This window comes from Pantoea sp. PNA 14-12 (genome assembly GCF_004364735.1).
Lineage (GTDB): Bacteria > Pseudomonadota > Gammaproteobacteria > Enterobacterales > Enterobacteriaceae > Pantoea > Pantoea stewartii.
The window spans coordinates 88,164-102,469 of record NZ_SOAJ01000007.1 but is presented as its reverse complement, the minus strand read 5'-3'; the positions used below and the strand labels follow the sequence as shown (position 1 = coordinate 102,469).

General features: G+C 53.9%; 12 protein-coding genes. 7 read left to right on the top strand and 5 right to left on the bottom strand.

Translation table 11 applies throughout. The annotated features are described in order from the left end of the window. Positions 1 to 13 precede the first annotated feature (13 nt). Both iolE and C7434_RS20015 read left to right on the top strand, forming a co-directional pair. Positions 14 to 910: a myo-inosose-2 dehydratase gene (gene iolE, locus C7434_RS20020; protein ID WP_006121068.1), complete on the top strand. Its 897-nt coding sequence runs from the start codon at positions 14 to 16 to the stop codon at positions 908 to 910. Between the two features lie 208 nt (positions 911 to 1,118). After that, positions 1,119 to 1,970 (top strand): MurR/RpiR family transcriptional regulator, encoded by an 852-nt coding sequence (locus C7434_RS20015; RefSeq protein ID WP_006121069.1) that lies wholly within the window; start codon positions 1,119 to 1,121, stop codon positions 1,968 to 1,970. A gap of 171 nt (positions 1,971 to 2,141) precedes the next feature. Here the strand turns inward: C7434_RS20015 and iolB are convergent, their stop codons facing one another. The 3 genes from iolB to C7434_RS20000 all read right to left on the bottom strand — a co-directional run bounded on the left by iolB (position 2,142) and on the right by C7434_RS20000 (position 5,056). Then, positions 2,142 to 2,960: a 5-deoxy-glucuronate isomerase gene (iolB, locus tag C7434_RS20010; RefSeq protein WP_033738235.1), complete on the bottom strand. Its 819-nt coding sequence runs from the start codon at positions 2,958 to 2,960 to the stop codon at positions 2,142 to 2,144. A gap of 81 nt (positions 2,961 to 3,041) precedes the next feature. Continuing rightward, complete coding sequence (locus tag C7434_RS20005) at positions 3,042 to 4,547, bottom strand: CoA-acylating methylmalonate-semialdehyde dehydrogenase (RefSeq protein WP_133745849.1); 1,506 nt, start codon at positions 4,545 to 4,547, stop codon at positions 3,042 to 3,044. A gap of 305 nt (positions 4,548 to 4,852) precedes the next feature. Further along, positions 4,853 to 5,056 (bottom strand): hypothetical protein, encoded by a 204-nt coding sequence (locus C7434_RS20000; protein ID WP_133745848.1) that lies wholly within the window; start codon positions 5,054 to 5,056, stop codon positions 4,853 to 4,855. Between the two features lie 151 nt (positions 5,057 to 5,207). Here C7434_RS20000 and C7434_RS19995 point away from each other — a divergent pair, with 151 nt between their 5' ends. Together C7434_RS19995 and C7434_RS19990 are read left to right on the top strand one after the other, a co-directional pair. Then, entirely contained in the window at positions 5,208 to 6,587 is a 1,380-nt protein-coding gene (locus C7434_RS19995) for a nucleobase:cation symporter-2 family protein (RefSeq protein ID WP_133745847.1), read from the top strand. A 216-nt stretch (positions 6,588 to 6,803) separates the two neighbouring features. Beyond that, entirely contained in the window at positions 6,804 to 7,859 is a 1,056-nt protein-coding gene (locus tag C7434_RS19990) for an AI-2E family transporter (RefSeq protein WP_006121073.1), read from the top strand. Here C7434_RS19990 and C7434_RS19985 read toward each other — a convergent pair. After that, positions 7,848 to 8,531, bottom strand: a complete 684-nt coding sequence (locus C7434_RS19985; protein ID WP_039342744.1) for a FadR/GntR family transcriptional regulator — start codon at positions 8,529 to 8,531, stop codon at positions 7,848 to 7,850. The two genes, C7434_RS19990 and C7434_RS19985, sit on opposite strands and share 12 nt — an antisense overlap. Positions 8,532 to 8,678: 147 nt before the next feature. On the opposite strand from C7434_RS19985, the gene uxuA reads away from it, so the two are divergent. Further along, a complete protein-coding gene (uxuA, locus tag C7434_RS19980; protein WP_133745846.1) occupies positions 8,679 to 9,863 on the top strand; it encodes a mannonate dehydratase in 1,185 nt (394 codons plus the stop codon). A gap of 396 nt (positions 9,864 to 10,259) precedes the next feature. Further along, on the top strand, positions 10,260 to 11,840 hold the full coding sequence (locus tag C7434_RS19975) for an EAL domain-containing protein (RefSeq protein ID WP_054632928.1): 1,581 nt from the start codon (positions 10,260 to 10,262) through the stop codon (positions 11,838 to 11,840). A gap of 53 nt (positions 11,841 to 11,893) precedes the next feature. Here the strand turns inward: C7434_RS19975 and C7434_RS19970 are convergent, their stop codons facing one another. Then, entirely contained in the window at positions 11,894 to 12,262 is a 369-nt protein-coding gene (locus C7434_RS19970; protein ID WP_226374594.1) for a hypothetical protein, read from the bottom strand. A gap of 439 nt (positions 12,263 to 12,701) precedes the next feature. Between C7434_RS19970 and proP the strand changes: the two genes are divergently transcribed. Then, complete coding sequence (gene proP, locus C7434_RS19965; protein WP_006121078.1) at positions 12,702 to 14,207, top strand: glycine betaine/L-proline transporter ProP; 1,506 nt, start codon at positions 12,702 to 12,704, stop codon at positions 14,205 to 14,207. Positions 14,208 to 14,306 lie beyond the last annotated feature (99 nt).

The following is a 14,306-nucleotide window of genomic DNA, read 5'->3' as shown; positions in this document are numbered from 1 at the left end:
AGGCAGGTAACTGATGAACAATCAAAAGGTTAAGCTGGCGATCGCGCCCATTGGCTGGACGAATGATGATATGCCCGAACTGGGCAGCGAAAACACCTTCCAGCAAACGGTCAGTGAAATGGCGCTGGCCGGGTTCACCGGCAGTGAAGTCGGCAGTAAATACCCACGCGATCCTGCGGTTCTGAAACCGATGCTGGAGATTCGCGGTATTGAGATCTGTAACGCCTGGTTCAGCACCTTCTTTGCACAGGGCGACAAAGCGAAAACGATTGAGGGATTCACCGAGCACATGAATTTCCTCTTCGAGATGGGCGCCCGGGTGATTGGGTGCTCTGAACAAAGCAAGAGCATACAAGGCACGACGCTGGCGGTGCTGGACGATAAGCCCGTGTTTAACGACGATGAATGGCAGCGCACGGCGGAAGGCTACAATGAACTGGCCGCGATCGCCGCCCGTAAAGGCATGCGCGTCTGCCTGCACCATCACATGGGCACCGCTATCCAGACGCCAGCAGAAATTGACCGTTTTATGGCCATGACGAACGATACTGTCGGCTTACTTTACGACACCGGCCATATCTACTATTCCGAAGGCTCACAGCAGGCCATGCTGGCGGTACTGGAAAACCACTTGCCACGTATTTTCCACGTGCACCTCAAAGATGTGCGGGATGACATCGTCGCTGAAGTCAGAGATCAGCATCTGTCTTTCCTGGACGGCGTAAAAAAAGGCACTTTTACCGTGCCGGGCGATGGCGTGATCGACTTTAAACCCGTGTTTAAAATCCTTGATGATTACGGCTATCAAGGCTGGATGGTGGTGGAGGCAGAGCAGGATCCCGCGCTGGCGAATCCATTTGAGTATGCGGTGAAGGCACGAAAATATATTCGCGAGCACACCGGGCTGTAAATTCACCCTGACGCAGGACGATATGCCTAAGGCTGCCCCAGGGCAGCCTTTTTTCAGCCCGATCGCACCGTTTGACGACGAATCTGTGAGTCATTTCATAAACCAATGAAATAAATTATGCCTGAAAAACAAACAAATGAAATTTTCCATCCATCTGGTATCATAGCGATTCTTATCCAGCCACGCTTTCCGCACATGAGCCGACGTAATGAGCAATAACCCTTCCCAACTTTCACTGCTGCAGGACGAGATTCGTCGCCGTTATGAAACGCTGAGTAAGCGTCTGAAGCAGGTGGCTCGTTATATTCTTGATAACAGTAACAGCATCGCCTTTGATACCGTCGCGTCTATTGCTCAGCAGGCCGATGTGCCGCCTTCGACCCTGATTCGCTTTGCCAACGCCTTTGGTTTTAGCGGCTTCAACGAAATGAAACAAATTTTTCGTCAGCATCTGATGGAAGAGACGGTTAACTACACCGAACGGGCACGCCTGTTCCGCCAGACCGCCGCAGACGACGCAGCGAACGCGCCTGAAAGCCCGGCGGAAATTCTGAATGTCTTCACCATGGTAAACAGCCAGGCGTTGCAGCAACTGGCGATGCAGGTGAGCCCGGAGCAGTTGAACAAAACGGTGCAGTTACTCAATGATGCCGAGAACGTCTATGTTATCGGCCTGCGTCGCTCGTTCAGTGTCGCCTCCTATCTGGTTTATGCCCTGCGCCATCTGGAGCGCCGCGCCTTTCTGATTGACGGGTTAGGCGGCATGTTCACTGAACAGCTGACGCTGGTGAATCCGAAAGACGTGGTGATTGCTATCAGCTGTTCGCCTTACGCCCGCGAAGCGGTAGAAGTGGTTGAGCTGGGCGCCAGGCGCGGTGCACGCCTGATTGCGATTACGGACAGCCAGGTGAGCCCTCTGGCCGCGTTCAGCGACGTTTGCTTTGTGGTGCGGGAAGCCCAGGTTGACGGTTTCCGCTCTCAGGTGGCGTCACTCTGTCTGGCTCAGACGCTGGCGGTTTCCCTGGCACTGAACAATGCCCGGACGCCCCCCGCATCCTGACGATTGCGCCACCTGACAGGGCGGCGTAGCCTGCGCCGGTCAATCGGAGACGGCCTCGTCAGGTAACAGACAGAGTCTGTCGCCGAACACCGTTCTCTGGTCAACTTACAGGTATCATCACGCAATAAAAAAGGCAGCGAATAGCGCTGCCTTGTCAGTTCTCGCCACGGATTAACGTCGCGGATAACTGTCGCTGTTAACCCAGGCGTGATCGTGCTCCCAACTGAACTTCCACAAACGTACCGGCCCCGCCATGACGTTAAGGTAGTAATTGTCGTAGCCTGCCAGCGTCGCCACAGGATGATAGCCGCGCGGCACCATGACCACATCACGGTTATACACTGCCATGCACTCATCCAGCGAACGGTCGTCAGTATAAACGCGCTGCATGGCAAACCCCTGCTCGGGTTGAAAACGGTGGTAATAGGTTTCTTCCAGATAGGTTTCGTGTTCGCTGTTTTCCTGATCGTGTTTGTGGCTCGGGTAAGAGCTGGTATTGCCCTCATCGGTATACACTTCCACGACCAGCAGGCTCTCTGCCGGTTGAGTGTCCGGCAGAATATTATGCACCAGGCGCTGATTTTGCCCTTTGCCCCGCCGTTCAACGCCAACATCCTCCGGCGCAATCAGGCGAGCGGGCAGCTTGCCGCCCTGCCCGGGTGCCTGGCAGACCGCCAGCTCAAGATCGCTTTCAGCCTGTACCCTGACGTCATCATCATGAGGAACATACACAGAATAAGGCGGCGTGCGCTCAAACGGTGACAGACGTTTGCCGATATTCGGGAAACGTGCGTGGCGCGTGGTGACGGAAGCCAGCCCCGCGACCAGCACCAGGCAAAGTTCGCTGTCGCCACTTTTCAGGTCGAGCGTTTGCCCTTTTTTCAGCAGATAGGATGAAAAACCGACATAACGCCAACCGGCGCGCGCTGGCGTCACCTGCTGAATGCAGCCGTTATTGTCGGGCTGTTTTACCTTCGAAAGTAAGGCCATTCGCCTCCTCCTGTTTTGCGGTCCTTCACCTGACAACCCGCGCCCCTGTGTGTGGAACGCTGCGTCAGTGGTGCAGGTGATTTAGCCTAACGTTGGCATGCTGAATTCGGACACCGTTTGCTGACCGCCTGGCCAACGCACGGTGGCGGTTTTCATGCGGGTGTAAAAACGCACGCCGTCTGGCCCGTGCACGTTTAACGCACCAAAGACTGACCGTTTCCAGCCCCCAAAACTGTGGAAGGCCATCGGCACCGGCACCGGCACATTGACGCCGACCATTCCGGCCTCAACATCCTGCACAAACTCCCGCGCGGTATGGCCATTGCTGGTAAAGATGGCGCTGCCGTTACCAAATTCGTGGCTGTTAACCAGCTTCAGGGCACTGTCGTAATCCGGCGCGCGCATAATGCTCAGCACCGGACCAAAAATTTCCTCACGCCAGATGGTCATCTCGGCGGTAACGTTATCGAACAGCGTACCGCCGACGTAGTAGCCCTCTTCGAAACCGGCGACTTTGTGGTTGCGGCCATCAACGACCAGCTTCGCCCCTTCCTGCTCGCCCAGATCGATATAGCCCAGCACTTTTTTCTGGTGTGCCGCAGAAACCACAGGCCCCATTTCATTTTCATCGCTGCCTTGCTGGATTCCCGGCCCAACCCGTAATGCGTTGATCAGCGGTGTCAGGCGCGAAATGAGCTTATCGGCGGTATCGTTGCCCACTGCAACGACAACCGGCAGCGCCATGCAACGCTCGCCCGCCGAGCCAAACGCACCGCCCATAATCGCGTTTACCGTGGCTTCCAAATCGGCGTCTGGCATAACGATGGCGTGATTTTTTGCCGCGCCAAAAGCCTGAACGCGCTTACCGTGCGCACTGGCCGTTTTGTAAATATGCTCGGCCACACCGGATGAGCCAACGAAGCTGACGGCGGCAATACGCGGATCTTTATAAAGCTGTTCTGCATTGTCATTGGAACTGTGCACGACATTAAACACGCCATCCGGCAGGCCCGCCTCCTTCAACAGCTCGGCCATGCGCACCGATGCTGACGGATCCAGCGCAGGCGGCTTGAGAATAAAGGTGTTACCGCAGGCCAACGCAATCGGAAACATCCACAACGGCACCATCGCCGGAAAGTTGAAGGGCGTAATCCCTGCCACGACGCCCACCGGCTGCATCAGCGAGTAACTGTCTACGCCACCGCCCACATTCGGGGAATACTCGCCTTTAAGCAGGTGCGGAATACCACAGGAAAATTCGATGACTTCGATACCGCGCGTCAGCTCACCCAGCGCATCTGACCAGACTTTGCCATGCTCAGACACAATCAGCGCCGCCAGTTCATCGCGGTGCTGCTCCATCAGAGCTTTAAAATTGAACATGATGCGTGCGCGGCGCAACGGGGAGGTTTTTGACCAGGCAGGAAAGGCCGCATGTGCCACATCAATCGCCTGAGCCACTTCATCTGCGCTGCTTTGCGTGAGCTCACGGATAACCTTGCCGGTTGCCGGATCGAACACAGGAATGGTTTCGTTGCTGGCGCTGAATGTGGTTTGACCGCCAATAAAGTTTCCTACGATAGTCATGATGTTGCCTCTTTGGTATGTACGGTTCCAGCGGGCAGAGCACAGAAGTGGCATGCTGGCTGGGCAGGAAAAGCCAAAAGCATGCTGGAAAACTATTACAATGGAATAAATTTTTCAAATGGATATTTTTGGAAAATTACTTTTTAGCGGCACAGATCGCATTTCTCTTTTCATAAAGGATTGACGCCTTCGCGGCGGCCATTCTGGCTCGTCATCGCTGACGGTGTAATCGGGGTCCCCATGACATTGTCGCTTCAGGGCGGTTTAACGCCTTTGCGGGATGAAAGGTTTTCGGCCTGACGGCATTAAGCAGCCCGGATATGTTTCATAAATTTTAAATATGAAATATACATTTTCTTTTTGCTGAGAGTCTGCCAGAAAAATGGCTGCTGGCCATGAGGAGAGTTGTCTGGTGAAAAAACATCACTACGCACTAACGCAGTGCAAAAAAGGGCGTTAATCGTCATTTTATGAACCAATAATTTCTTCACTGCCCCATCAGGAATCATGTGTTTCACCTTTCCCGGGCGAGCGACGCGCTTCATCACAACATTATCGCTATGATTTTAAAGGCATTGATAGCAGTGAAACGTTTATCAGATAAACCTGGCCTGCTTTATGCAACATCCGGTGACTTCCCCGCACTGAGATGAGATAACCGTGTCTGACGAAAAAAACAGTGGCTTACTGTACGGCCTTGATCAGCGAATTCCGCCTGTGCAGGCTTTTTTTAGCGCATCGCAGCATGTAATGGCAGGTCTGGTCGGGATTATCACGCCGCCTTTGCTGATTGGCACCGCGCTTGGTCTGGAAGCCTGGCTTCCGTATTTAATTAGTATGTCGCTCCTTGCTTCGGGCATCGGCACCTTTCTGCAGTCAAATCGCGTGTGGGGCGTGGGCGCGGGCATGATATGCATGCAGGGCACCAGCTTTGCTTTTCTCGGCGTCGCCATTTCAGGTGGCCTGTGGGTCAAAGCCCAGGGCGGCAGCCCTGAGGACATTATGGCGATGCTGTTTGGCGTCAACGCCGTGGCCGCGCTGGTTCCGGTTATCGTCAGCCGCTTTATTGATACCTTAAAACGGGTCTTCACGCCGGTCGTGACGGGAAGCGTGATTGCGTTAATCGGTATCAGCCTGATTAAGGTCAGCGTGATTAACTGGTGCGGCGGTCAGAATGCACAGGATTTTGCCAGCCTTAGCAACCTCGCCCTGGGGGCGTTGACGCTTGGCGTGATCGTGCTGCTGAGCTGTTCGGGGAACCGCTGGCTGCGTCTGTCATCCATCGTGGTCGGCATTCTCACCGGCTGCGTCGCGGCGGCACTGAGCGGCAAATTTCAGGTGCATGGTTTGGGGGACAGCCTGTTTCGCCTGCCCGCGCTGTTTCCGTTTGGCTTTCACTTCAACAGCAGTCTTTTTGTGCCTGTGGTGCTGGTTTCACTGGTCTGCATCATTGAGGCGGTAGGCGATCTTACCGCAAACCACCTGATCTCCGGTAAGTCGATTACGGATAAAGCGTTCAGTGCGCGCCTGAAAGGCGGCATTCTGGCTGACGGAATGAGTTGTATGATTGCCGCCATGCTGAGTGCCTTTCCAAATACCACCTTTGCGCAAAACAACGGCGTCATACAGATGACCGGTGTGGCAAGCCGTTTTGTTGGCCGCTATATCGGTGTGATGCTGATTTTACTGGCTCTGTTTCCGCCGTTTAGCGAAGCGTTGCGTCAGATTCCCACGCCCGTCCTGGGTGGCGCGACCATGGTGATGTTTGGCTGCGTGGTAACGGCCGGCATTCGTATTCTCAGCCAGACAGCGCTGACGCGCAGAGAGATGCTGATTGTCGGCCTGGCCTTCAGCTTCGGCTTAGGGATTGAGTCCGTGCCTGCTGCCCTTTCCCATCTGCCTCCCCTGTTTGCGAACCTGTTTGGTTCAGCCGCCACCAGCGGCGGGATTGTTGCCATCGTGCTGAATATTCTGATTCCCGGCGGGCAGGAGCCGGTGCCACAGGACGCCACGAAAGAGGAATCTGCGCCCTCAGTATAAGGCGACGGCAGGCGCGTTTCATTGCGGCGGCATCGCTGTTGACAGCATATCGCCGTGACAGTCGCCATTGTCCGCCGCGGCATCAGGACGCTTAACACCCTTTCGCGTCCTGTTTCCCTCACCGTCTCGCCTCGCTTACCCTTTTCCTCAACGAATCCGCTTCTGATTTTTCCTTCAACTACACTTCAATCAGTTATTTATGCGTAGAGAGAACGAATGAACGGGTTGCAGCAGGAAAGAATTGGACAAAATATCTTAATCAAACTGGCGATGTTAGTGATTATCCTTGCCGGGATAAGAGCCGCTTCCGATATTCTGGTGCCGTTACTCCTGGCGGCGTTTTTTGCCATTGTGTTGAATCCCTTAGTCACGATACTGATGCGGCGCGGACTGCGGCGCGGGATGGCGATTACGCTGGTGATCACGGTCATTTTTGTTGTGATTTTGCTGCTGGGGGCCGTACTGGCCAGCTCAATGAGTGAGTTTTACGATCTCTATCCTCAACTGCGCACCATCATGGAAAAGAAAATGCTGGTCGTTCAGCATCTGGCGGCCAGCATTCATCTGAATGTCTCTACCGATGCGCTGGTTCAGCGCTTCGATCCCAACACATTGATGAATCTGGCCAGCGTGGCGCTGAGTGGTTTTTCCGGCGCAATGACCAATACTGTCCTGTTGATCCTTACCGTCGTCTTTATGCTGTTTGAAGTGCACCACCTGCCTTACAAAATGCGCAACTCGTTTGTGAACCCCAAAATTCGTATTGCGGGTTTACACAAAGCGCTTAAAGGCGTGACGCATTACCTGGCATTAAAAACGCTGATCAGCCTGATTACCGGTATCTCGGTCTGGCTGACGCTGTACCTGCTGGATGTGAAATTTGCATTACTGTGGGGCGTGGTAGCCTTTATCCTGAATTTTATTCCCAATATCGGGCCGATTATCGCCGGTATTCCCCCTTTCCTGCAGGCACTGTTGCTGAACAGTGTGTTTGACGCGGCGATGGTGGCGGCGCTGTTTACCGCCATTCATATGGTGTTTGGCAATATGTTAGAGCCGCGCATCATGGGGCGCGGACTGGGATTGTCGACACTGGTGGTCTTTCTGTCCTTGATCTTCTGGGGCTGGCTGTTGGGTCCGGTCGGTATGCTGCTCTCCGTACCGCTGACCAGCATTACAAAAATTTTGATGGAAACCACGCCAGGCGGAAGCCGGCTGGCAATCATGCTGGGCACCGGACGTCCTAAACCTGCCCGGCTGCTAACCAAGTAAACGCTGCTGCACATGCTGCAGATGCGCTCTCATCGCAGCCTGTGCAGCCTGCTCATCTCCCCCGACAATGGCCTCTGCAATGCACTGATGGTCGGCGTTCATTTCGTCAGCAAAGGTATTGTCGGCGTAATGGCGTTCCAGCCGACGAAAATGCGCGCTGTCGCGTTTGTTCCACAGGTTTTCCATCATCTCCCGCAGCAGATCGTTACCGCTCATCTCGCTAATTAAAAGATGAAAGGCTTTATCCTGTTCTATAAACGCCGCATCGTTTTCATTAAATTGCTGGAGACTGATGCTCATCGCCATGAGCCGCTCACGTTGCGCCTCACTGCCGTTACGCGCCGCCATTCCTGCCAGCAGACTTTCATAGGCTTCGCGCGCCTGTAAAAGATCCTGCAGGCTGAAATGTTCGGTGTCTTTGACCGCTGAGGGCTGAGGCAGGGTTTGGGCGACAAATACGCCCGTTCCGGTCTGGATAGTGACGTAGCCCGTCATTTCAAGCGCAATCAGCGCTTCACGCACGGACGAGCGACTGACGCCCAACTGCTTTGCCAGCTCTCGCTCCGGTGGCAACGCACCGCCGGGTACGAAATCCCCACGCTGAATGCCCGCGATAATGGCATTGGCGATCTGTCGATAAAGTCGTTCAGTTTTCAGTACCGGTAGCACCATCACCTTCTCCTGTTATGGCCGTCTTTGCAGAATCCAGCCGGACGTATTTACTATGCTGCGATCCGGATCACGGCCTTAATTTACGCGCTAATTTACTCTTGGTCCAGCGGCCTGACCACTGGGCCACCCGTTCATCAAGGAGTAATAATGGAACATACATGGCGCTGGTACGGCCCCAACGATCCTGTTTCACTGGACGATGCTCGCCAGGCAGGTGCAACCGGTATTGTTACGGCACTTCATCACATCCCAAACGGCGACGTGTGGCCCGTAGCCGAAATCAAAGCGCGTCAGGCGCTACTGGCGGAAAAAGGATTCACCTGGTCTGTTGTTGAAAGCATTCCCGTTCACGAATCCATTAAAACGCAACGGGGCGATTATTCGCGCTATATCGCCAACTATCAGCAGTCGATTCGTAATCTGGCCGCCTGCGGGATCGATACCGTGTGCTACAACTTTATGCCGGTGCTTGACTGGACGCGTACCGATCTGGCCTGGACCTTGCCGGATGGGGCGAAAGCGTTGCGGTTTGACGCCGATGCGTTTGCTGCGTTTGAACTGTACCTGTTAAAACGTCCCGGTGCGGAAAAAGAATACAGCCCCGCCGAGCAGCAGGCCGCTGCTGCCTGTTTTGCCGCGATGAACGAAGAAGAGAAAGCCACGCTGGTGCGCAACATCATTGCGGGTTTACCCGGTGCGGAAGAAGGCTACACGCTTGAACAGTTCCAGGCCCAGCTGGCCCAATATGATGGCATTGATAAAGCCAGACTGCGCGAGCATATGGCCACCTTCCTGCGGGCTATTGTGCCAGTGGCAGAAGAGGTGGGCATCAAACTGGCGGTACATCCCGACGATCCGCCGCGTCCTATTCTTGGCCTGCCGCGCATTGTCTCCACCCAGGAGGATATGCAGTGGCTGAAAGAGACTGTCGACAGCCTGCATAACGGATTCTGCTTCTGTACAGGATCATACGGCGTTCGCGAGGATAACCCACTGGTTACGATGGCCGAAACCTTTGCCGATCGTATTAACTTCGTGCATTTACGCGCCACAAAACGCGAAGCAAACCCCAACAGCTTCCACGAAGCCGCTCATCTGGCGGGAGACGTTGATATGGTTGGCGTCATCAAAGTCATTCTGGCTGAGGAGCAGCGCCGTCGCCGTGCAGGCAATCTACGCGCTATTCCTATGCGTCCCGATCACGGTCATCAGATGCTGGACGATTTGCACAAGCGCACCAATCCGGGCTATTCAGCAATCGGCAGGCTCAAGGGGCTGGCCGAGCTGCGTGGCGTAGAAGTCGCGCTGAAGCAAATCTACTTCCAGGATTAGCCCACCACGGTGCCGCTGGAGGGACGTGCCAGACCAGAAGCCATCGTGTTCGGTTGACCCGGCGCATGTGGTCCGTGCCTGCGGCGTCAATGCCCTTTTGCTTTCTCCACCGCGCGGGGACATTCTTTTGCCCCGCGCGCACGGCTTGCCTGCCGGCCACAGGAACACTTAGCAGAAAATGTGAGTATTCACTTTCATCAGTACACTCTGTCATATGCCGTCTTTCACCCAATCCGGGCATGAATTTTCTGTCAATAAATTATGGACGAGGCCGATAATGACGATTATCGGAGGCAAAGGATATCCGACCGTTCACCCGTGGTGTGAACTGGCGTGCTATGCTGAATAAACCCTTAGCACCGCTCAAAAACATGATTACAATTCAGAGGTTATACGGTGCCGCTGATTAAAGAAAAACCGGCCCATACCAGGCTACTTATCGTCTTTGCTGGCGTTCTGCCACTCCTTCTGGGACTGTTTTTTTGTGCCATTGATGCGCGTCAAACTGTGCGCGAGCAACAGATCAACACGGCAGCGACTTTACTGTCTCAGGCAGAAAAAATCAGCGACAACGCCTGGAGCATGATTGCCTGGCTTCGGCAGTACGAGGAGCAGCCCTGCGAGCAAATTGAGCATGCATTGCGGCTTAACGGCACGCTTTATCCCTATTTTCGTGGCCTGGGCACGCTGGAAAACGATGTGATCACCTGCTCTTCGGCTTACGGTAATAAACCCTCAACCCTGAAGGCGATGATTGGCGTAACGCCGCCGGTGGCGCGCAAAGACGGGTGGAGTTTGTCTCTGCGCGGCTCCTACAGCGTACCCGACCGGCCCGCCGTCATCTTTGTGCGTAACCTTACCGCAGGCAGAGCCGTCTGGGTAATGGTGGAAGGGCAATATCTCATCGATTTTATGAGTGCGTTAGGGAGCACGCACGATTATCAGATCACGATGCGCTTCAGTGACGGTGCGTCAATTGTGTCAGGTGAACATGATTTTACCGGGGATACCGGGCCTTCTCCTCAACTTTATCGCGCCACGTCATCGCGCTATCCCATCAGCGTAACGCTACTGGCACCGGGCACAGAACGCATAAAAGCACTGAAACAGTTGTTGCTCCTGATTATGCCTTTTGCTTCCGTGTTTTCCGTTTTGTTGATGATTCTCACGGCATCGTGGCTACGCCGGCGATTTTCATGGGCAGATGACATTCGTCGCGCCATTCGTTCCGGGCAGTTCAGCGTGCACTATCAGCCCACCTACAGCTATGCGCTTAAACGCTGCACCGGCGCAGAAGCCCTTTTGCGCTGGACGCTGCCCAATGGTGACAGCGTACGTCCCGATACCTTCATCAGCGCGGCGGAAGCCGAGGGAATGATCATTCCCGTTACCCGCCATTTAATGGATTTAATCGTTGAAGACGCGCGGCAGTGGAAAACGAATCCCGGTTTTCATCTGGCAATTAACGTGGCCGCCGACCATCTTCAGCATCCAGACTTCGTCGATGAGATGCTGAGCTTCGCGGAAAAGATGGCAGTAACGGAATTTAACCTCACTCTGGAGCTGACCGAACGAAGCCTGATTAAGGAAGGTAACGTGGTGGCGGACAAACTGGAAAGATTGCGTGCGGCGGGGATGAAAGTCGCGATTGATGACTTCGGAACCGGCCATTGCTCGCTCAGTTATCTGCAAACTTTCGCGCTGGACTATCTCAAAATCGATCGGGGCTTTATTAATGCCATTGAATCACTGGATGGCGAAACGCCTGTGCTGGACGCCATTATCAGCCTGAGCCACAAGCTTAAGCTACAGGTATTAGGTGAAGGTGTTGAAACTGCACTGCAATTCCACTACCTGCAACAGCACGGCGTGACCTTCGTGCAAGGCTATTTTTATGCCCGCCCTATGGAAAACAGCGCCTTCATTGCATGGATGGAAAAATATGGTCATTTGCCAGTGCCTCCTGAAGCGCTCTAGAGCACATCAGGTCACCATCGAATGACAACAGCACGAGATGATTTTGTAGGGATTTAGCGCCGTTTACGTGCCGCGCGCAATGCGACGGCTACCGTTTCTTCCTGCTGGCAGACAGACAGGCCTTCACAGGGCCGACGGGTTCGCTGACTTAGCCGCTGTAGCGTTGGCACCGACTGCTGGAGTAACTGCTGGCATTCTTCATATGCCGAGCACTGCTTCCCCGTTGTCGTCGACGTGATAAGCGTTTCGCTCAGCTTCGTCAGTCGGTTTATCCAGCGTTTCCCCCGACAGCGAAACCAACCCGGCGCAGAGTCCATCTGTGTCCTCTCGCCGCGCTGCCTGTCAGCGGACAACATGGTGGCAGGATAGATTAATTTTTTTTCCACACTATCGATGAGCGCCACCCAGGGATTTTGGCTCATGGCGATATCCTCCTTGACAATTTCTATCCAAATCAAGGGGGATGAGTATTACTGAAGGGAATTGATTAGGCAAGCCTCAACGGTCAACACGAAAAATCATAAGTAATTTTAACCTGTAATGCGTCAGAGCGCGTTTTCACTTGCCATCGGCACGTATCGTTACCAGGCAATCGCGTTCGCCTGCTTCTTTTTTTAGCCAGTAAGACTGGTGTAAACACAAGGCAGAGTTGGTCACTTTCAGGCCAAACATGACAAATATCACACAAAAACGTTATACTCTGCGGTCGATGAAATGAATCACGGCAGTTTTCGTTGTATTTATACGTCGACAGATAATGCTGTTTTACGGCTATGCTTAAATTTCCTCAACGCAGCGGTCTGAACGCTGTGGTCGGTTCGCGCCGTTGAGGACTTTCATGTTCCATTACAGGGTAATTCTATGAAATTGCGTAGGAAGCGTGTAAAACCGATTGGGATCGATGATGTGACCATCATTGATGATGCCCGTTTACGAAAAGCCATTACCGCCGCGTCGTTGGGTAACGCCATGGAGTGGTTTGATTTTGGTGTTTATGGCTTTGTGGCTTATGCCTTAGGTAAAGTCTTTTTTCCGGATGCCTCACCGGGCATTCAAATGATTGCCGCTCTGGCAACGTTCTCTGTTCCTTTTCTGATTCGTCCTCTGGGTGGCCTGTTCTTCGGCATGCTGGGTGATAAATATGGCCGTCAGAAAATACTGTCCATTACCATTGTCATTATGTCGGTCAGTACGTTCTGTATTGGTCTGATTCCCTCTTACGCCTCCATCGGCATCTGGGCACCGATTTTGCTGCTGTTGGCCAAAATGGCGCAGGGCTTTTCCGTCGGCGGGGAATATACCGGCGCATCGATTTTCGTGGCGGAGTATTCACCGGACCGCAAACGTGGCTTTATGGGAAGCTGGCTCGACTTCGGTTCTATTGCCGGTTTTGTGCTGGGTGCGGGCGTTGTCGTCCTGATCTCGACCATTATTGGCGAAGAGAACTTCCTTGAGTGGGGCTGGCGTCTTCCTTTCTTCCTGGCCTTGCCGTTGGGCATTATTGGTTTATATCTGCGTCATGCGCTGGAAGAAACGCCAGCATTCCAGCAGCACGTTGATAAGCTGGAACAGGGGGATCGCGAAGGCCTGCGTGATGGTCCGAAAGTCTCTTTCAAAGAGATCGCCACCAAACACTGGCGCAGCCTGTTAGCCTGTATCGGCCTGGTCATTGCGACCAACGTGACCTACTACATGCTGCTCACCTACATGCCAAGTTATCTGTCACACAACCTGCATTACTCAGAAGATCATGGCGTGCTGATCATCATCGCCATCATGATGGGGATGCTGTTTGTGCAGCCGGTAATGGGCATGCTGAGCGACCGTTTTGGCCGCCGTCCGTTTGTGATTCTGGGCAGTATTGCGTTGATGGTTTTTGCTATTCCCGCCTTTATGATGATCAACAGCGGCGTGCTGGGAATGATTTTTGCCGGACTGCTACTACTGGCGGTAATCCTGAATGCCTTTACGGGTGTGATGGCATCGTCTCTGCCTGCAATGTTCCCTACGCATATTCGTTATAGCGCCTTAGCCAGCGCCTTCAATATTTCGGTATTGATTGCCGGTCTGACGCCAACGGCCGCGGCCTGGCTGGTCGAAGCGACCAACAACCTCTACATGCCCGCGTACTATTTGATGGTCGTGGCGGTGGTCGGTCTGATTACCGGTCTTTACATGAAAGAGACCGCGAATAAGCCGCTGAAAGGGGCGACGCCTGCCGCATCAGATTTAGAAGAGGCGCGCGAAATCCTTCAGGAACACCACGATAACATCGAACAGAAAATCGAAGATATCGACGCAGAAATTGCCCGTCTCGAAGCGAAACGTAAAAATCTGGTGCAGCAGCACCCGGACATTAACGAGTAAGCTCCCCCGTCTCCCGCCTTGTGGCGGGAGACGTTTTATTCTCTCAGCGCACCGCACACAAACCTTCATCGCCTGCTCTTAATCGGAGTAGACTGTCCG